Source organism: Thermomonas brevis (assembly GCF_014395425.1).
Taxonomy (GTDB): Bacteria; Pseudomonadota; Gammaproteobacteria; order Xanthomonadales; family Xanthomonadaceae; genus Thermomonas; species Thermomonas brevis.
In genome coordinates this window covers 640,397-659,153 of the sequence record NZ_CP060711.1, presented here as the reverse complement: position 1 = coordinate 659,153, position 18,757 = coordinate 640,397, and the positions used below count along the sequence as shown (strand labels likewise).

Here is an 18,757-nt window from a genome sequence, read left to right as displayed (position 1 = left end):
CCCATAAGACGTCCGGTCGGGCTCGATGCTCCAGCGGACGCGAACCAAAGCAACAACCCCCCGATCCATCCAGCCTGACGGAGAACGCCCATGAAATTTCCTCTTCTGCTGTCTTCCCTGCTGCTGGGCATCGCGATCGCGCCGGGCGCGATCGCCGCCGATGTCCCGCCGCCGCCACGCCTCGCCGATCTGGCCGCCGCGCCTGCCGCCACCGGCTTGGCCGAGGCGCGCAAGATGGTGCAGGTGGGTCAGTACGACACCGCCAAGGTCATGCAATTGCAGCTCAAGGCCGGCACCCGGCTTCCTGCCCATGCCGCGCCGGACAGGGTGCTGGTGGTCGTGCTGGGCGGCAGCGGCGAATTCGAGATTTCCGGCGAGACCGTTCCCCTGCACGAGCGCCAGGTGCTGCACCTGCAGCCGGGCGAATCGCACGGAGTGACGGCGAAGACCGACCTCGATCTGCTGCTGGTGCGCCTCGGCGCGCATTGAGCGCCGGGGGGGAAGGGCGGCACGCGACATCCGCGTGCCGCCTTCAAGCGGGCGGCGGGCCGAGTTTCAACGAGAAGTCGATGGCGCGGACGTGCTTGGTCAGCGCGCCGATCGAGATGCAGTCCACGCCGTCCTCGGCGATCCCGCGCAGCGTGTCCATGTCCACGCCGCCCGAGACTTCCAGCGGGATGCGGCCGTGGTAAGGCGCGCCCTTGGCGATGCGCACCGCTTCGCGCCGGGTCGCCGCGTCGAAGTCGTCGATCAGCACGCGGGTACAGCCGGTGTCCAGCGCGTCGCGCAGTTGTTCCAGCGTTTCCACCTCGACGATCAGCGGCAGCTCCGGATGCAGCGCGCGCGCGCGCGCGATGGCCGCCGCCACGGAGCCGAACGCGCGGATGTGGTTCTCCTTCAGCATCACCGCATCAAACAGCGCCATCCGGTGGTTCATGCCGCCGCCCACGCGCACCGCGTATTTCTGCGCCACGCGCAGGCCGGGCAGGGTCTTGCGGGTGTCGAGGATCTTCGCGCCGGTGCCGCGCACCGCATCGACGTACTGCGCGGTGACGGTGGCGGTGCCGCTCAGGGTCTGCAGGAAATTGAGCGAGGCGCGCTCGGCGCTGACCAGCGCGCGGTTGCGGCCTTGCAGGGTGGCGATGACGGTGCCCCTGGCGATGCGGTCGCCCTCGTCGCAGCGCCAGTCGATGCGCACCTCGGGATCGAGCGCGCGATGGCAGGCGTCGAACCAGGGCCGGCCGGCCACCACGCAGTCTTCCTTGCACAGGAGATAGGCGCTGTCGGGCGCGTCGTCCAGCAGCGATGCGGTCGCGTCGCCAAGGCCGATGTCCTCGGCCAGCGCGGCGGCCACGTCGGCGGCGACCGCGTCCTCCGGCGGCGGGGCGAAGCGCACGCTCATGCCGCCGGGAAGTCGCCGACCTGCGATGTCGTCATGGCCTCTTCGGCCAGCAGCACCGGGATACCGTCGTCGATCCGGTAGACGGTCTTGCGGTCGCGGGTCAGCAGCGCCTCGCGCAGCGCGTCCGCCTGCGGCGTGCCGTCTTCGCGCTTCACGGCGCCGGCGGCGATCGCGCGGTTGAAGGCGTCGAGCCCGGCCGCGTCCAGCAGCGAGAGCGGCTGGCGGGTGGCGGGGCAGACCAGGATGTCGAGCAGCTTGCGATCCATCGGAGAGGCAACGGGAAACGGGGGCCGTTAGAATACGTCTTTAGCGACCGGGGATTGTCATGTCCGCTGCCAACAACGCCGCACCTCTGGTCGGCATCGTGATGGGTTCGCGCTCCGACTGGGAGACGATGCAGCACGCGGCTGCAAAGCTCGAAGCGCTGGGCGTGCCGCACGAAGTCCGCGTGGTCTCCGCGCACCGCACGCCCGACGTGCTGTTCTCGTATGCCGACACTGCCGCCGCGCGCGGCCTGCGCGCGATCATCGCCGGCGCCGGCGGCGCGGCGCACCTGCCGGGCATGCTGGCCTCCAAGACCGCGGTGCCGGTGCTGGGCGTGCCGGTGCAGAGCAAGGCGCTGAACGGCATGGATTCGCTGCTGTCGATCGTGCAGATGCCGGCCGGCATCCCGGTCGCCACTTTCGCCATCGGCAACGCCGGCGCGGCCAACGCGGCGCTGTTCGCGGCGGCGATGCTGGCCAATGACCACCCCGCCGTCGGCGATGCGCTGGCCGCGTTCCGCGCGAAGCAGACCGAGGACGTCGTGAACAACGACGATCCGCGCAAGTGACCGCGGCGTCCCCGATGACCACAGTGGGCATTCTTGGCGGCGGGCAATTGGCCCGCATGATGGCGCTGGCCGGCGCGCCGCTGGGCCTGCGCTTCCTGGTGCTGGACACGGTGGCCGACGCCTGCGCCGGCCAGTTCGCGCCGATGGTGGTGGGCGACTACACCGACCAGGACGCACTGCAGGAATTCGCCTCGCGCATCGACGTGGCGACCTTCGACTTCGAGAACGTGCCGGCGGAATCCGCGCAGTGGCTGACCGCGCGCGTACCGGTGTTCCCGAACCCGCGCGCGCTGGCGACGGCGCAGGACCGGCTGGCCGAGAAGACCCTGTTCCGCGAGCTGGGCATCCCGGTGCCGCCGTTCGCCGCCATCGACACGCGCGAGCAACTGCAGGCGGCGGTGGCGGAGCTGGGCACGCCCTGCATCCTCAAGACCCGCCGGCTGGGCTACGACGGCAAGGGCCAGTTCCGCATCAAGTCGCCCGGCGACGTCGATGCCGCCTGGGACGCGCTGGGCGCGCAGGCGGCGAAGGTCGGGCTGATCCTGGAAGGCTTCGTCGCCTTCCAGCGCGAGCTTTCGGTGGTCGCCGTGCGCGGCCGCGACGGCGAGTTCCGCGCCTGGCCGCTGACCGAGAACTGGCACGTCGACGGCGTGCTCTCGGCCAGTCTCGCCCCCGCGCCGGTGGAGGACGCGCTGCGCGACACCGCGCTGGCGCACGCGAGCAAGCTGGCCGAGGCGCTGGACTACGTCGGCGTGTTCGCGCTGGAGCTGTTCTGCCGCGACGGCGAGCTGCTGGCCAACGAGATGGCGCCGCGCGTGCACAACTCCGGCCACTGGACCATCGAAGGCAGCGAGACCAGCCAGTTCCAGAACCACCTGCGCGCGGTGCTCGGGATGCCGCTGGGCGACACCCGCATGGTCGGGCACGCCTGCATGCTCAACTGGATCGGCGCGATGCCGGATGCCGACGCGGTGCTGCGCGAAGCGGGCGGCCACTGGCACGACTACGGCAAGTCGCCGCGCGCGGGCCGCAAGGTCGGGCACGCGACGCTGCGCGCGAATTCACGGCAGGAACTGGCCGAGGCCCTGCGTCGCATCGGCGATGCGTTGGAGCGAGGAGCGCAGGTCGCGCCGGTGATCGAACGCCTCGTCTGACCCGCAAGGGCCGCGCGCTTCGGGATCGTGGCGATCCGTGGCAGGATGCGGGCAACCGCCGCGCCTGCGAATGCCGATGATCCTGCAACCGAACCAGATGCTGCCCTACGCGATGCCGGTCCTGGTGGGCTGGGTGCTGTACAGGCGCGTGCGCCGCAATTTCGGACCGCAGGCGTGGAAGCCGAAGCGCACCTGGTTCCGCCTGGTGCTGATCGCGCTCGTGGCGCTGATGCTGGCGGTGGCTGCCGTGTTCGTGCCGCATGCGCTGCTGCCGATGGCGGGCGGCGCGGCGGTGGGTGGCGTGCTGGGCTGGATCGGGCTGCGCCACACCCATGCCGAATGGCGCGACGGCGTGCGCACCTACATCCCGAATCCGTGGGTCGGCGGCCTGCTGACGCTGGCGTTGGTCGTGCGCATGATCTGGCGTTTCACCCACGGCGGCGGCATGCAGGGCGTCCAGCAGCAGCCCAGCGTGCTGACGATGGCGATCGCCGCCGCGCTGGTGGCCTACACGCTGTACTACAGCATCGGCCTGATCCGGCGGATGCGGGAATTGGGCGAGCATCCGCCGCAGGCCTGATGCCCGCCGCGCAAACGGAAACGGCCGGGTCGCCCCGGCCGTTTCGCGTCGCGCCGACGTATCGGCTTACTTCATCTGCGAGGCCGCGAAGTCCCAGTTCACCAGGTTCCAGAACGCCTCCACGTACTTCGGGCGGGCGTTGCGGTAGTCGATGTAGTAGGCGTGCTCCCACACGTCGCAGGTCAGCAGCGGGGTGTCCTCGCCGGTCAGCGGGGTGGCCGCGTTCGGCGTGCTGACCAGCGCCAGCGCGCCGTCCGGGCGCTGCACCAGCCACGCCCAGCCGGAGCCGAAGGTGCCAATGGCGGTCTTGGTGAACTCTTCCTTGAACTTGGCGAAGCTGCCGAACGCAGCGTTGATCGCGTCGCCTAGCTTGCCGTCCGGCTCGCCGCCGCCGCCCGGCTTCAGACAGTTCCAGTAGAAGGTATGGTTCCACACCTGCGCGGCGTTGTTGAACATGCCGCCCTGCGACTTGCGGATGATCTCCTCCAGCGGCATGTCGGCGAACTCGGTGCCGGCGATCATGTTGTTGAGGTTGGTCACGTAGGCCTGGTGATGCTTGCCGTAGTGGAAGTCGATGGTCTCGGCCGAGATGTGCGGTTCCAGTGCGGTGCGGTCGTAGGGCAGGGCTGGCAGTTCGATGGCCACGGCGGGCTCCTGAAGGATGGCGAGGGGATGCGGCCGGGGCCGCGCGAAGACATACAATGCGCGATTGTATCCCCCAAGCCCGTTGCTGCATCGTGAAACGCGCGGGCCACACCGTTTCAGGAGTTCTGCCAATGTCGTCCGTGGAAGAGCGCATCCGCGCCGAGATCGAAGGCCATCCCATCGTGCTGTTCATGAAGGGCACCGCGCAGTTCCCGATGTGCGGCTTCTCCAGCCGCGCCGTGCAGGCGCTGAAGGCGGCGGGCGCCACCGACCTGCACACCGTCAACGTGCTGGAGGAGCCCGAGATCCGCGCCAACCTGCCGCGCTTCTCCGACTGGCCGACCTTCCCGCAGCTGTTCGTCAACGGCGAGCTGATCGGCGGCTGCGACATCACCGTCGAACTGGCCGAATCCGGCGAACTGGCGCGCCTGGTCGCCGACGCGCGGAAGGCGTGAGCGTGCAGGGGGCGCTTCAGGATCGCGTCGTCCTGATCGCCGGCGCGGCCGGCGGGCTGGGTTCGGCGGCGGCGGTCGCCTGCGCCCAGGCGGGCGCGACCGTCATCCTGCTCGGGCGCAAGGTCGCGCCGCTCAACCGGGTCTACGACGCGGCGAAGGCGGTGGGCCCGGAACCGATCCTGTATCCGCTGGACCTGGAAGGCGCCGCTCCGGACGACTACGACCAGCTGGCGCAGGCCATCGACGCCGAGTTCGGCCGGCTCGACGGCCTGCTGCACTGCGCCGCCGAGTTCAAGGGCCTGACCCCGTTGCGGCACACCGATCCGGCCGACTTCGCCCGCGCCGTCCACGTCGACCTGACCGCGCGCTGGTGGCTGACCCAGGCCTGCCTGCCGCTGCTGGCGAAGACCGATGCCGGCGCGGCAGTGTTCGTGCTGGACGATCCCGCCCGCAGCAGCGCCGCATTCTGGGGCGGCTACGGGCTGGCGCAGTCGGCACAGGCGACGCTGATCCCGATGCTGCAGGCGGAACTGGGCGAGCAGGGCCCGCGCGTCAGCGGCCTGCGTCCGGGCCCGATGCGCACCGGCCTGCGCGGCAAGGCCTACCAGCTCAACGCCGATACCGAGGCCAGGCCGGCGGCCGACTACGCGGCGGCCTGCGTGGAACTGCTCTCGCCGGCGGGCGCGGCGTGGCGCGGGAAGATTCGCGAGGCGGCGTCACCCTAGGGTAAGAAGAAGGGCGGCCGAGCCTCGTTGGTCGCCTTTCAGCCATCTTTCCGAAAACCCGCGCGTGCGAGAATGCCGGCATGACCATCACCGCCGCCGCCCTGCTGCTGTTCTTCATTCTCGACCCGCTGGGCAACATCCCGGTGCTGCTCAGCCTGTTCAAGGGGCTGCCGGCCGCACGCCAGCGCAAGGTGCTGATGCGCGAACTGCTGATCGCGCTGGTGGTGCTGATGCTGTTCCTGTGGGGCGGCCAGTACGCGTTGGAACTGATGCATCTGCGGCAGGAATCGGTGTCCATCGCCGGCGGCATCGTGCTGTTCCTGATCGGCCTGCGGATGATCTTCCCGACCTCGGAAGGCGTCATGGGCGACGTGCCGGGCGGCGAACCCTTCGTCGTCCCGCTGGCCATCCCGATGATCGCCGGCCCGTCCGGCATGGCCGCGGTGATGCTGCTGGGCAGCCAGGAACCGGACCGGATGGGCGACTGGATGCTGGCGCTGACTCTGGCCTGGGGCGCCACCGCGCTCATCCTGTTCTCGGCCACCTGGCTGAAGAAGCTGCTGGGCACCCGCGTGCTGACGGCAGTCGAGCGCCTGATGGGCATGGTGATCGTGGCCCTGTCGGTGCAGATGTTCCTGGACGGCATCAAGTCCTATCTGGGCAGCGCGGGCTGACGGATCGGGCGGCCCGGCTGCGCGTCGTTTGCCCGCCATCCCCCTGTCATCTGCCGGTCATCGATCCCGGCTACCGTGTTAAACTTTGGTAATCCCGTCCGCCAGGGTATGGCGGCGGGAACCCCACGAAAACAGCCGGCAACCGTCGTGGAACGGGCATGTCGGCTTCCGCCGTCCATTGCCTGTCGTTATTTCTCCATCCTCAGAGGTCATACCATGAAGCATTCGAACCGCGCCCGGCTGTCCAAGCTGTCGCTGGGCCTGATGGTCGCGCTCGCTGCGGCGCCCGTCTTCGCGCAGAGCACGTCGTCCGGCGTCGGTGGCCAGGTCGTTTCGGCCGGCGGCCAGCCCGTCGCGGGCGCCGAAGTCACCATCACCCACGTCGAGTCGGGCACGATCAGCCGCGCCACCACCGACGCCAGCGGCCGCTACAACGCCCGCGGCCTGCGCGTGGGCGGTCCGTACACCATCGTCGTCAACAAGCCGGGCGAAGGTACGAAGACCCAGGATGGCGTGTACCTGGAACTGAACCAGGTCAGCACCGTCAATGCGACCCTGGGCGAATCCGTCACCAACATCGAAACCGTCCAGGTGGTCGGCGACGCGAGCGCCTACCTGTTCGATTCGAACAACAAGGGCGTGGGCACGTCCATCAGCGGCCGCCAGCTTGAGACGGCCGTGAGCGGCAACCGTTCGCTGGACGACATCGCGCGCCTCGATCCGCGCGTGACCGTGACGGACCAGAACGACGGCTCGATCTCCGTGGCCGGCCAGAACAACCGCTACAACACGATCAGCGTCGACGGCCTGTCGGTGAACGATCCGTTCGGCCTGAACGCCAACGGCTTGGGCTTCACCGGTTCGCCGATCTCGCCGGACACCATCGCCGCCTACGACATCAAGATCTCCGAGTTCGACGTCGTCACCGACGCCGTCGGCGCCAGCATCAACGCGGTGACCAAGTCCGGCACCAACGACTTCCACGGTTCGGTGTACTACACGCTGACCGACGCCGGCAGCATGGTCGGCCGCCTTGGCGGTTCGGCCTACAAGGGCTTCGACAAGAACGAAACCAAGGGCGCGACGTTCGGCGGCCCGATCATCAAGGACCGCCTGTTCTTCTTCGGTTCGTACGAAGAGCAGGAAATCAGCGGCCTCGCCGGCGTCGGTACCGATGCCGTCAGCAGCGGCAAGCTGACCTCGCAGCAGGTGGGCGATGTCGCCAGCGCGTTCGATGCCATCGGCATCAAGGCCGGCACCTACGGCAGCGCGGGCGACGTGTCCCTGAAGAACAAGCGTTCGCTGGCGAAGTTCGACTGGAACATCAACGACAGCCACCGCGCCAGCTTCACCTTCCAGCGCACCGAAGAGACCAAGCCCACTCCGTACAGCTCGTACGTGAAGGACATCAGCGCCATCCTGCCCAGCAACTGGTACACGGTGGCGTCCAAGACCGACAACTATTCGGTGCAGCTGTTCAGCGACTGGAGCGAGAACTTCAGCACCGAGTTCAAGGTCGGCTACCAGAAGTACAACGTCAACAACGGCGCCGCGATCGATCAGCCGGAGGTGTATGCCTGCTTCACCGCGGTCGCGACGGATTGCACCAACTTCGCCAGCAACGCGAAGGCTCCCTGGGTCATCGCGGGCGAGGACCGTTACCGCCACGAGAACTCGATCGACAGCACGCGCATCAGCGGCACGCTGTCCGGAACCTATTACGCGGGCAACCACACCATCAAGGGCGGCGTCGACTTCCTGAGCAACGAAGTCGCCAACGTGTTCGGCCAGTTGCTGCACGGTTCGTACGGGTTCTACGACAAGAACAACAACGGTACGCCGGTGGACGAGATCCTCGCCAAGAACTACGGTTTCTTCGTGAAGAACTACCTGCCGGACGGCGTCAATCTGGCCGACAGCGCCGGTACCTGGAAGTACACCCAGATCAGCCCGTTCCTGCAGGATACCTGGCAGGCCACCGACAACCTGTCGCTGACCTTCGGCGTTCGCGTGAACATTCCGAAGGCCGACCACGCGCCGCCGGTCGCCCTGGAGAGCGCCACCAGCACCGCGCCTGGAGCCACAGCGGGTGAGCCGGTCTGGGAAAGCCGTTTCGGCTATACCAGCGCCACCACGCTGGGTTCGAAGAACAAGGTGATCGAGCCGCGCGTCGCCTTCAACTACACCTTCGACAGCGAGCGCCAGATGCAGCTGCGCGGCGGCGTGGGCCTGTTCCAGACCGTTCCGCCGTACGTGTGGCTGACCAACGCCTACACGAACAACGGCGTGGTGTCGGCGAAGCAGTACAGCGTCACCAACTCGGCTGCCGGTGCTTCGACCACGGACCCCTTCAGCGCCGATCCGAACAACCAGCCGGGTCCGACCAGCGTCGCGGCGGGCGTGTGCGCGACGAACGCCACCTGCCAGATCGACGTGCTCGATCCTGACTTCAAGATGCCGGGTGCATGGAAGTTCGCTCTGGGCTTCGATACCGAGCTGCCCTGGGGGCTGACCGGCAGCATCGAGTATCAGCACATCAAGGCGAAGAACGCCATCGACTACATGCTGCCGAACATCGGCACCCCGAAGGGCAAGCTGCCGGATGGTCGCGATTCCTACTGGCAGACCTATCCCAACGCGAGCACCACCCAGATCGGCAACGGCACCAACAACGGTGCGTATGCCGAGATCAACACCCGCTCGAGCCTGCTGACCAACAGCAACAAGGGCGGTTCGGATTCGGTGACCTTCTCGTTGTCCAAGGCGCTGTCGAACGGCTTCCGCGGCAACTTCAGCATCACCCAGACGCATAGCACCGAAGTCAACCCGGGTACCGCGTCGCAGGCTTACTCGAACTACAACTACGTGACGCGCGTGAACCCGAACGACTCGCTGGAAGCGACGTCCCGCTTCGACGTTCCGCTGTCGGTAAAGGCGTCGATGAGCTGGGATCACGCGTTCTTCGGCGACTACAAGACCACCATTTCGATGTACTACAACGGCCATAGCGGCCAGCCCTACAGCTGGACGTTCGGCACCGACGTGAACGGCGACAGCATCAACAACGTCGACCTTGCGTACATCCCGCTGGTCAACGACCCGATCGTCACCTACAAGGCGGGCACCACCGCTGCGCAGATCCAGGCCTTCCAGAACCTGATCGACAGCGATCCGTACCTGAGTTCGCGCCGCGGCCAGATCGCCGGCCGCAACGATTCACACCAGCCGTGGATCAACCAGCTCGACGTCGGTTTCCAGCAGGAGCTGCCGGGCTTCTTCAAGGGCAACAAGGTTGTCGTCCGTCTAGACATCTACAACTTCCTGAACATGCTCAACAAGGACTGGGGGCAGCAGAACGGCGTGGGCTACTTCGGCACCCGTCGTCTGGCCTACGTCACCGACGTTGCCAACGGCAAGTACGTGTACGACATCGGAACGGAAGCCAAGCCGTCCTGGCAGGATTTCGGCGTGTACGACACCTACACCAACCCGGCCCGCGTGATCTCCCGCTGGCAGGCGCTGTTGACCGTTCGCTACCAGTTCTGATCGGTAGTACGTCGATGTCCGAAACGCCCGGGGCACCCCGGGCGTTTTTTTGTGCGCGATGCTGGCGCCGCTGCGATAAAGTGACCGAATGAATACGACCTCAAACATGCCGCAGGGTGCGGCCGTACAAATCCCCGTTTCCACGCTCCCCACCGTCAGTACCCACATCTATCCCCGTGGCGCGCTGGACGTGCTCTCGCGAGAGGAAGTTGCCCGCCTGCGCGACGCTTCCGCCGGTGGTCTGCATGACCTGCTGCGCCGCTGCGCGCTGGCGGTGCTGACCTCGGGCAGCGCCTCCGACGATCCGCGCGCCGCGCAGGAGCTGTATCCCGATTTCGACATCCAGGTGCGCCAGCAGGACCGCGGTGTGCGCATCGAGTTGAGCAACGCGCCGGCCATGGCCTTCGTCGACGGTCAGATCATCGCCGGCGTCGCCGAGCTGCTGTTCGCGGTGGTCCGCGACTTGGCGTTCACCGCCATCGACCTCAATGGCGACGAGGAACTGAACACCTCTTCGGGCATCACCGACGCGGTGTTCCGTTTGCTGCGCAACGCACGCGTGCTGCACCCGGCCGATCCCAATCTGGTGGTGTGCTGGGGCGGCCATTCGATCGGCCAGGAGGAATACAAGTACACCAAGCAGGTCGGCTACGAGCTGGGCCTGCGCGGGCTGGACATCTGCACCGGTTGCGGTCCGGGCGCGATGAAGGGGCCGATGAAGGGCGCGACGATCGCGCACGCCAAGCAGCGCCGCCGCCGCACCCGCTACATCGGCATCACCGAGCCGGGGATCATCGCGGCCGAGTCGCCCAACCCCATCGTCAACCACCTGGTGATCATGCCGGACATCGAGAAGCGCCTCGAAGCCTTCGTCCGCATGGCCCACGGCATCATCGTGTTCCCGGGCGGCGTCGGCACCGCCGAGGAAATCCTGTACCTGCTCGGCATCCTGCTGCGCGAAGAAAACGCTGGCCGCCGCTTCCCGCTGATCCTGACCGGTCCCACCGGCGCCGCGCCGTATTTCGAACAGATCGACCGGTTCATCCGCCTGACCCTGGGCGATGAGGCGGCCTCGCTCTACGAAATCATCGTGGCTGATCCCGCGCAGGTCGCTAAGCGCATGAGCACGGGCATCCGCAAGGTCAAGGAGCAGCGCATCGAGCAGCAGGATTCGTTCTTCTTCAACTGGGCGATGCACGTGCCGCTGGAGTTCCAGCAGCCGTTCTCGCCGACGCACGAGTTGATGGCGGGGCTGGATCTGCACCACGGGCGCAAGCCGCACGAACTGGCGGCGGATCTGCGCCGCGCGTTTTCGGGCATCGTCGCCGGCAACGTCAAGGAGGACGGCATGCGTCGCATCGAGGCATACGGGCCGTTCGAAATCCACGGCGACACCGACATCATGCAGGCGCTGGATTCGCTGCTGCGCGCGTTCGTCGAGCAGCGGCGCATGAAGATCGCCGGCGACTACAAGCCCTGCTACAGGGTGGTGAGCTGACGCGACGGAGCAGGGCGAGCCGCTCTGGCTCGCCCTATGTCGTTGGTAGCCGCACCCGCGTCACGAAGCGGCCATCCTCAATGCCCGCGTCGATCCGCCCCTGGTTGCCGGTCATCGCCAGCACCCGTTCGCGCGCCGAGGCCAGGCCAACGGCATGGCCTCGCGAATTGCCGGTCGATGTGGGCAGATCGTTGGCGACGATTACGTCGATTCCGTCGTTGGCAGCATGGACGGACACTTCCAGTCGCCCACCTTCAGGCAGCCGTTCGATGCCGTGACGAATGGCGTTTTCGGCCAGCGGCTGGATCGAAAGCGATGGCACCCGCACGTCCGGCAACGTATCCGGCACATTCCATGAAAGCTGCAGACGCGGTCCGAAGCGCAGCGCCTCGATTTCCAGATAGCGCCGGGTCAGTGCCAGTTCTTCGGCCAGAGGGATCAATTCCGGCCCGCGCAACGCACTTCGGAACAGATCGGCCAGATCTAGCAAGACGCGCTCGGCCTCGTCCGGCCGAGCGTGCACCAGCGCTGCGCTAGTATTGAGTGTGTTGAACAGGAAGTGCGGCCGGATGCGTGCTTGCAGCGCTTCAAGCTCCAGTTGCTTGGCACGTATCGCAAGCCTTCGTGCGTCCCAATAGTTCTGGAAGGCCAGCAGGCCGATCAGGCCCACCACCATGGCCATGGCCAGCATGCGCAGCACGAACACCGTTCGCGAACCCTCTGCATTGCCGGTCATGAGCAGGATGCTCCAGGCCGCGGCAGCGACCAGCAGGCTCATCGCTAGGAACAGTCCCAGGCAGGCCCAGGCCAAATGCAGCGGCGGCAGTTTGGCCAGCGGCCTACGCAGTAGGAACAGTACGCACAAAGTACCCAGCGCCACCCACTGGATGCCCAGGGAGGCCAGGCCGAAGTGCACCATACGATCGCCGTTCCGGGGTGGCGCCAGTGCCAAGATGGTGGCAAGCGCCTCCCCGCGAGTACCACGCCCATGAGGGCGGCGGGGCGCCAGAGGGTGACAAGGGGTTCTTCTGGTGTTTTTGCGCGATCAGACATGGAGGGGGCGCTGTAGGGCGGGGCGGCGTCCAGGAGCGACAAGCCTAGCTGCCACTCCCAAGGAAGTCGAAGATGCCCCGTCTCTCGGGCTTGGTCGCCGCCCGTTCCCAGCCGGCGGCCGCCTGTCGGTCAGTGCTGGCCCCTATGTCTGGGCGGCGCTAAGGTGGCCATGCAGAAAGGGGAGGACACTACTTTGCAACACCAATATGCCTGTCGATGGCCTGCCGGAGCTCGTGGTTTCACCCTCGTGGAATTGATGGTGACCGTAGCTGTGCTTGGCATTCTTGCGGTGATTGCTGTTCCCTCCATGACTGGCATGATCAATAACAGCCGGCTTCGAGGGCAGTCCGAAGAGGTTACGGCGGCGTTGCAACTGGCACGCTCTGAAGCAGTGCGGCGCAACCAGCGCATGACTGCCTGTGCCGCTGCATCCGGAACTACCTGCGCGGCATCGGCAAGCCGGTTCGTGGTGTATTGGCAGGATCCAGCCAATGTCGCCAACATCGAGTTGGTGCGTGAGATCGCGATGCCGGGCACTGTACAGGTCAGTGGCTCCGCCGGTGGCGCCCAATTCAGGTCGACGGGTTTGGCCGACAGCGTACAGCAGTTTCAGGTCACGGTGTCCGGCGAGGCCCGGTATGTCTGTGTCCAGATCAGTGGAGTGGTATCGGTGAAGAAGGTGGCTTGCTAATGAAATTCCGCATGAAATCGACATCTTCTCCGCGCAATGTTCGCGGCATGAGCCTGATCGAGGTATTGGTGGCCGTATTGGTATTGGCCGTTGGGATGCTGGGCGTGGCGGCCATGCAGGCGCTGGCGCTGCGCGGCGGGCAGGGCTCGCTGGAAAGCAGTCAGGCGGTGATGGCCGCTAATTCCATTATCGAGGCGATGCGCGCCAACCGCGCCAACGCGGCGTCCTATGTTTATAACGGCATTGCCGCCTGCGGCACGGTGCCTGGGGCGGGCTCATCGTTGGCAGGTAATGACCTCAATAACTGGGTGACGCGGCTCAAGGCCACCATTGGTACCGGCGTCGGAGACACCACCACCTGCGGCAGCATCAGCGCAGTGGGTGGTGTTTATACCGTCACGGTGCAATGGGATGACAGGCGCGCCGGTGGTGGGGCAACGCGGACGGTTGTCACGGAGGCCCGCATATGAGCCGCTCACGGCAGGTGGGCTTCGGCCTGATCGAGTTGATGGTTGCGATGATGCTGGGCTTGCTGGTGCTCGGCGCCGCGGTGGCGGTGTTCCAGTCCAATCTTCGGACCTTCAATGCCAATGACGGGCAGAACCGCGTCCAGGAGAATGCGCGCGTGGCTTATGAGTTGCTGTCCAAGGATGTGCGCTCCACCGGCAGTTCGGCCTGCTCCGCAGAGGCTTCTGTGCTGGGTACGGACAGCATGAGCAATGCATTCAAGGCCCCCTGTCCGGCAGTGCGACCCAGCTCACCACTGTGTCGGCCGATGACATTTCCTACCGCGTCAAGACGGCGTCGAAATCCTTCGTGCAACTGGTGGAAAGCGCCCCTGACGCAACCGATATCTTCAAGGTGGGCGACAAGGTGATGGTTTGCAATGCGGCCATGACCGGCTTTGCCGAAATCGCCTCCATTTCCGGGCAGACCGTCACTTTCACGGCGGAGCTGGAGTTCGATCCCTCGCTGACCGATTATGGTGATGCTGCCAGTATCTCGATTGCGCGTTACCGTAATAACCAGTGGCTGGTGAAAGCCAATGGTGGTGCTACCGGCAATTCGCTGTATGTCAACCGCAATGGTGGCGGAGATCAAGAAGTGGCCAACGGCGTCCAGAGCATGGGTCTGACGTACCACCAATTTGCCAACGGAAACCCCAATACCTACGTCGCCGCGCCAGGCAATTTCCAGTATGTCGATGCCGTACGCATGTACATGCCCCTGCGCGCGGTGATGCCCTCCAAGGCGCCGGGCGAGAGCGACGTCGTGAACCGCAATGTGGCCTCTGCCGTGAGCATCAGGAATCGCACCCTATGAGCCGCCGCTTCCAATCCCATTCGGCCATGCGCCGGCAGCAGGGCATTTCGCTTCTGGTGGTCTTGCTGTTGCTTGTCGTCATGTCGGTACTCGGCGTGGCGGTTTTGCGCAGCTCTGCCTTACAGGAGCGTATGAGCGCTAATTTACGCGATCGCAGCTTGGCTACCCAGGCGGTGGAGTCGGCGTTGGATACCGCACGGGCGAATCTGGATGCAGCCACCAAATGGCGTACCACCGTGCCCACGGCAGCAGATTGCACCAGCAATGGCGTTTGTCCGTCCTACACCGACGAAGGCAGCGCTGGCTGGGTGAATGGGCCCACTTTGCGTGGAGTCGCCACGCAATACTGGATCGAATATCTGGGTGAAAATTCGACGGCTATGGAAACCAACGGCGTAATTCCAGGCTCCGAAACAACCAATCGTGGCCCGATGTTTCGTATCACCGCGCGCAGCAACTCAATCGGGCGTGCGCTGGTGGTTCTGCAGACCGATGTCATCTACCGCAATCCGAAGCTGTGAGCCGCGTCATGAATACTCGAATCCATCGTGCTCGTAATAATTCCGTGGCAGCTCGGCCTTGGTGGGTGACGCCCGCAGCATGTCTGGCCACGCTATTGGCATTGCCCGTCAGTGCCGGGATCACGATTCCAGATGAGCCCTTGACTACCGGGAACAAGGTGGCGCCCAATATCCTGTTCATTCTGGATGATTCCGGATCGATGGAATGGCGCAACATGAACAACCAGGATATCACGCAGATTACTGGATCCGGTAGTTTCAGCGATGGGCCAGATGCAAATGGCATCACGACTGGTACGAGCAAGGACAGTGAAAGTAGCGGAAATTCTGCGATGTATGAGCAGAATTACGTCACCAATACTCTCTACTACAACCCCTCCGTGACCTATCAGCCTTGGATGGGGCTGATGGTAATCGCCTTAGCGGAGGGTCTAATTATTCATCGGCTTATAGCAGTGCTAATTATGTGAGCGGTGACGGAAATGGAAGTTCCGGAGGGAGTAGAAACCTTTCTGGCAATATCCAGACATTCTATGTCCCAAAGGATGTTACTAGCACGGATAATGCTTACCTTTCTAAGGTGGATAACTATTATCGTTATCAGATTATGACTGGTGGTAGTGGTGATATCCTGCGAGGCGTTTATGGGAAAGTTGTTGCGACTACTACGGCCGCAGCTGGATTTCCATTGACCAATCGAAGCCAAAGCAAAGGCAATTGGTTGCGTTACTCCGTTTCTGTTCCGGACGGGGTGTCGGTTTTGACGATTGCTATTTCTGGGGGAAGTGGTGACGCGGATCTTTATGTTCGCAAGGGAGGGGATCCAACGGACGCGGTCTACGATTGCCGCCCATATCTCAGTGGCAACAATGAAACATGCACAATCAATTCCCCGGGTGCGGGTTCATACTATATTGGTGTCAATGCGTACAGTGCGTTCTCCGGTTTGACGATTACAGCAACTCTTACCACTACCAACAGCTGTGATGGCGACAGTAATGGCTCTTGGGGTTGGATCAATTGCGAGTCGGCATTGCCGACCACGAGTCGCAATCTTGCTGAAGAAAAATCCAATTTCGCTACTTGGTACTCCTATCATCGTACCCGCATCAAGGCGGCTAAAGCAGGCGCTGCCGAGGCATTCAGGCCGCTTGGCAACAAAGTGCGCGTAGGGTATCGAAGCTTGCATGAGAACGGGAGTTCGAATTTCAATATTCCCGTGGGCGATGGGAATGACGGACGGTTTGTCGATAATGTGTCCCCCGCTACTACCAGTCGAACAACCTGGTACCGGCGGCTGTTTGCGGCAAGCGCCAATAGTGGCACCCCTCTTCGTAGCGTTTTGGAGCAGGCTGGCGAGTATTTCAAGGGAACTTCCAGTTCGGGACCTTATGGTCCGGAGAGCGGGGCGGATCAGTATTCTTGCCGTCAGAATTTCACCATCCTGACAACGGATGGGTATTGGAATGAAACTGGATCTTCAGCGGGAAATGCTGATAATACATCGGGAAGTTTGATAACGGGCCCTAAGGAGGCTAGTTATCAATATACTCCCGTGGCGCCGTATAAGGATGGTTTTTCGAATACATTAGCTGACGTTGCGATGTATTATTGGAAAACAGATCTCCGTACCTTGACGAACAATGTGCCTACTACTGACGCGAACCCCGCGTTCTGGCAGCACATGGTGACCTTTGGAATATCTATCGGCCTCAAGACAACCAAGGGATGGACCAGCATCGATGACGTGCCGGCCAATCCGGCGTGGCCAGAACCTGGTAGTGACAAGGCTGCAAATATCGACGATCTGTTGCATGCGGCAGTCAATGGGCGTGGTCAGTTCGTGGCCGCATCTAGCCCGTCGGCATTTACCAGTGGCTTGGCCAGGGCTTTGGCCGCCATTGCGCAGCGCACCAGCTCATTTTCCAATGTGGCTACCAATGCAGCTTCTATCAAGACCGGCGGCAAAGTGTTCAATGCTAGTTATGTTTCCGGACTCTGGACTGGGGCAGTGAAAGCGTGGACTTTGAATAGCAATAATGAACCGTCTACTCAGGCTTGGTCTGCGTCAATTCCAGCGCCATCCAGTCGGAATGTCTTTACTTTTGATGGCACATCCGGGGCAAATTTCCCTACCAGTAGCCAACAGCTGGCTTTGGTGCGCACTGGTGGCCCAGTGGATTACCCCGTCACCGGAGCAGAGAATGCGGCTTATATCAAGGGCGATACCAGTAAGGAGGAGCGCCACGGCGGCTTGCTTCGCAATCGCGCCAGTACCGTGCTTGGTGACATTGTCAATTCTTCGCCTGCCTATGTGAGCGATACCAACACTCTGTATGTTGGAGCCAACGATGGCATGCTGCATGCTTTTGATGCAGATACCGGTGTTGAGCAGTTCGCTTATATACCTGGCTTGGTCAACTTTGGCGATCTCAGCCAGCTCAGTCGTGGTGATTACACTCACAAATGGTTTGTGGATGGCCCAGTAGCCGTTACTACTCGTAAGCTGACTCCTAACAAAAATTATCTTGTAGGAGGAATGGGGCGCGGAGGCAAGGGTCTGTACGGTCTAGACGTGACCAATCCCGCTTCGTTCGGCACGGGCAATGTGACCTGGGAGCTTGGCGGCAACGACGCAGATATGGGGCTGGTGACCGGGCGGCCGATCCTGGCTCGCGTGGGGGGCGGTACCGTGGCCGCAATCGTGGGTAATGGCGTCAATAGCACCGACAACAAAGCGGTACTGTATGTCATCAATGCAGCCACCGGGGCCATCATCAGGAAATTGGATACTGGCGCCGGCGATGCCGCAAATCCCAATGGTTTGTCGGCACCCACCGGCATCTTGGGTAAAGATGGCCAGACACTGGCCTATGCCTATGCCGGCGACCGTTTGGGCAATGTGTGGAAGTTCGACATGAGTGCTGCTTCGCCTTCCAGTTGGACGGTGAGCAAGATGTTCACCGCCAAGTCCAGTGGCGGCGCCGGTGCTGTCCAGCCGATCACCGGTGGCGTGACAGTGGCCACCGATCCCAGGACCTACAAGCGCTGGGTGTTCTTCGGTACCGGCAGCTACATGACCACCACGGAAGCCGATGACAAGACGCCGAACATGCAGGGCATGTACGGCATCGTGGATACGGGCTCCACGGTGACTTACGCGAAATTGAAGAAGCGCACCATCGGCAATACAGGGGCGACCCAGGATGGTTATCCGGTGCGCACCTTCGAGGCCAAGGCGGACCTGGATTTGGCGACCTATGACGGCTGGTACCTGGATTTGCCGGGCAAGGGCGAGCGGATCGTGCAGGATGCGCAGCTGGTATCGAACATCCTGGTCACTGCCAGCATGATTCCGGAAGGCGATGCCTGCGAAGCCTCCGGCTCTGGCTATATCAATGCCCTTGATGCCTTCACGGGTACCAGCGCTGGTAAATCGTTCTTCGATCTGGACAAGGACGGGGATACCACTGATCAGAAAATCGGTGGCGTGCCCGTGGGTTCCGTGAACTTCGGGGTTGGTATGCCGACCTTGCCGATTTTCCTGGATGGGAAACTGATCGTGGGCGGCACCAATGCGGGAGAGAAGCCTGGTTCGGGCGGTATCGTCGGCAAGGAATGGGGCCGGGTTTCCTGGCGTGAAATCAGGAAGGATTGA

20 protein-coding genes are annotated in these 18,757 nt (G+C 63.8%); 16 read left to right on the top strand and 4 right to left on the bottom strand.

What is annotated here, in order from left to right; genetic code table 11:
- The first annotated feature begins 90 nt into the window (after positions 1-90).
- Positions 91-489, top strand: a complete 399-nt coding sequence (locus H9L17_RS03005) for a cupin domain-containing protein (protein ID WP_187570888.1) — start codon at positions 91-93, stop codon at positions 487-489.
- Positions 490-532: 43 nt separating this feature from the next.
- Here the strand turns inward: H9L17_RS03005 and nadC are convergent, their stop codons facing one another.
- Together nadC and H9L17_RS02995 are read right to left on the bottom strand one after the other, a co-directional pair.
- Positions 533-1,402, bottom strand: a complete 870-nt coding sequence (gene nadC, locus H9L17_RS03000; protein ID WP_187570887.1) for a carboxylating nicotinate-nucleotide diphosphorylase — start codon at positions 1,400-1,402, stop codon at positions 533-535.
- On the bottom strand, positions 1,399-1,668 hold the full coding sequence (locus H9L17_RS02995) for a Trm112 family protein (protein ID WP_187570886.1): 270 nt from the start codon (positions 1,666-1,668) through the stop codon (positions 1,399-1,401). Before H9L17_RS02995 ends, nadC begins: the two co-directional genes overlap by 4 nt.
- A 59-nt stretch (positions 1,669-1,727) precedes the next feature.
- On the opposite strand from H9L17_RS02995, the gene purE reads away from it, so the two are divergent.
- From purE to H9L17_RS02980, 3 genes are all read left to right on the top strand, one after another.
- A complete protein-coding gene (purE, locus tag H9L17_RS02990) occupies positions 1,728-2,234 on the top strand; it encodes a 5-(carboxyamino)imidazole ribonucleotide mutase (RefSeq protein ID WP_187570885.1) in 507 nt (168 codons plus the stop codon).
- 14 nt (positions 2,235-2,248) lie between these two features.
- Positions 2,249-3,388 carry a 5-(carboxyamino)imidazole ribonucleotide synthase gene (locus H9L17_RS02985; protein WP_187571835.1) on the top strand — a complete coding sequence of 380 codons (1,140 nt, stop codon included), beginning with the start codon at positions 2,249-2,251 and terminating at the stop codon, positions 3,386-3,388.
- A gap of 70 nt (positions 3,389-3,458) precedes the next feature.
- Positions 3,459-3,968 (top strand): CcdC protein domain-containing protein, encoded by a 510-nt coding sequence (locus H9L17_RS02980; protein ID WP_187570884.1) that lies wholly within the window; start codon positions 3,459-3,461, stop codon positions 3,966-3,968.
- Positions 3,969-4,034: 66 nt separating this feature from the next.
- Here H9L17_RS02980 and H9L17_RS02975 read toward each other — a convergent pair whose 3' ends face one another.
- On the bottom strand, positions 4,035-4,613 hold the full coding sequence (locus H9L17_RS02975; RefSeq protein ID WP_187570883.1) for a superoxide dismutase: 579 nt from the start codon (positions 4,611-4,613) through the stop codon (positions 4,035-4,037).
- A 131-nt stretch (positions 4,614-4,744) separates the two neighbouring features.
- Between H9L17_RS02975 and grxD the strand changes: the two genes are divergently transcribed.
- The 5 genes from grxD to ppnN all read left to right on the top strand — a co-directional run bounded on the left by grxD (position 4,745) and on the right by ppnN (position 11,511).
- Positions 4,745-5,068 (top strand): Grx4 family monothiol glutaredoxin, encoded by a 324-nt coding sequence (grxD, locus tag H9L17_RS15900; protein ID WP_223158078.1) that lies wholly within the window; start codon positions 4,745-4,747, stop codon positions 5,066-5,068.
- A complete protein-coding gene (locus tag H9L17_RS15895) occupies positions 5,065-5,793 on the top strand; it encodes an SDR family NAD(P)-dependent oxidoreductase (protein WP_223158077.1) in 729 nt (242 codons plus the stop codon). The genes grxD and H9L17_RS15895 overlap by 4 nt, the downstream gene beginning before the upstream one ends.
- An 80-nt stretch (positions 5,794-5,873) precedes the next feature.
- The gene (locus H9L17_RS02965) at positions 5,874-6,467 is read left to right on the top strand and encodes a YhgN family NAAT transporter (RefSeq protein WP_187570881.1); all 594 of its coding nucleotides are present in this window, start codon (positions 5,874-5,876) and stop codon (positions 6,465-6,467) included.
- Between the two features lie 216 nt (positions 6,468-6,683).
- Complete coding sequence (locus H9L17_RS02960; protein WP_246455152.1) at positions 6,684-10,013, top strand: TonB-dependent receptor; 3,330 nt, start codon at positions 6,684-6,686, stop codon at positions 10,011-10,013.
- Between the two features lie 106 nt (positions 10,014-10,119).
- Positions 10,120-11,511: a nucleotide 5'-monophosphate nucleosidase PpnN gene (gene ppnN, locus H9L17_RS02955; RefSeq protein WP_187571833.1), complete on the top strand. Its 1,392-nt coding sequence runs from the start codon at positions 10,120-10,122 to the stop codon at positions 11,509-11,511.
- Between the two features lie 34 nt (positions 11,512-11,545).
- On the opposite strand, the gene H9L17_RS02950 is transcribed toward ppnN, so the two are convergent.
- On the bottom strand, positions 11,546-12,430 hold the full coding sequence (locus H9L17_RS02950; RefSeq protein WP_187570880.1) for a sensor histidine kinase: 885 nt from the start codon (positions 12,428-12,430) through the stop codon (positions 11,546-11,548).
- A 303-nt stretch (positions 12,431-12,733) separates the two neighbouring features.
- On the opposite strand from H9L17_RS02950, the gene H9L17_RS02945 reads away from it, so the two are divergent.
- The 7 genes from H9L17_RS02945 to H9L17_RS02915 are packed head-to-tail and all read left to right on the top strand — an operon-like array spanning position 12,734 to position 18,757.
- Positions 12,734-13,255 (top strand): GspH/FimT family pseudopilin, encoded by a 522-nt coding sequence (locus H9L17_RS02945; protein ID WP_187570879.1) that lies wholly within the window; start codon positions 12,734-12,736, stop codon positions 13,253-13,255.
- Positions 13,255-13,725 (top strand): type IV pilus modification protein PilV, encoded by a 471-nt coding sequence (gene pilV, locus H9L17_RS02940; protein WP_246455151.1) that lies wholly within the window; start codon positions 13,255-13,257, stop codon positions 13,723-13,725. The genes H9L17_RS02945 and pilV overlap by 1 nt, the downstream gene beginning before the upstream one ends.
- Entirely contained in the window at positions 13,722-14,132 is a 411-nt protein-coding gene (locus H9L17_RS16265) for a PilW family protein (RefSeq protein WP_187570878.1), read from the top strand. Before pilV ends, H9L17_RS16265 begins: the two co-directional genes overlap by 4 nt.
- Complete coding sequence (locus tag H9L17_RS02930; protein WP_187572007.1) at positions 14,021-14,578, top strand: hypothetical protein; 558 nt, start codon at positions 14,021-14,023, stop codon at positions 14,576-14,578. Before H9L17_RS16265 ends, H9L17_RS02930 begins: the two co-directional genes overlap by 112 nt.
- Positions 14,575-15,099 carry a pilus assembly PilX family protein gene (locus H9L17_RS02925; protein ID WP_187570877.1) on the top strand — a complete coding sequence of 175 codons (525 nt, stop codon included), beginning with the start codon at positions 14,575-14,577 and terminating at the stop codon, positions 15,097-15,099. The genes H9L17_RS02930 and H9L17_RS02925 overlap by 4 nt, the downstream gene beginning before the upstream one ends.
- Before the next feature lie 8 nt (positions 15,100-15,107).
- Positions 15,108-15,569, top strand: a complete 462-nt coding sequence (locus tag H9L17_RS02920) for a hypothetical protein (protein WP_187570876.1) — start codon at positions 15,108-15,110, stop codon at positions 15,567-15,569.
- Complete coding sequence (locus H9L17_RS02915) at positions 15,566-18,757, top strand: PilC/PilY family type IV pilus protein (RefSeq protein ID WP_187570875.1); 3,192 nt, start codon at positions 15,566-15,568, stop codon at positions 18,755-18,757. Before H9L17_RS02920 ends, H9L17_RS02915 begins: the two co-directional genes overlap by 4 nt.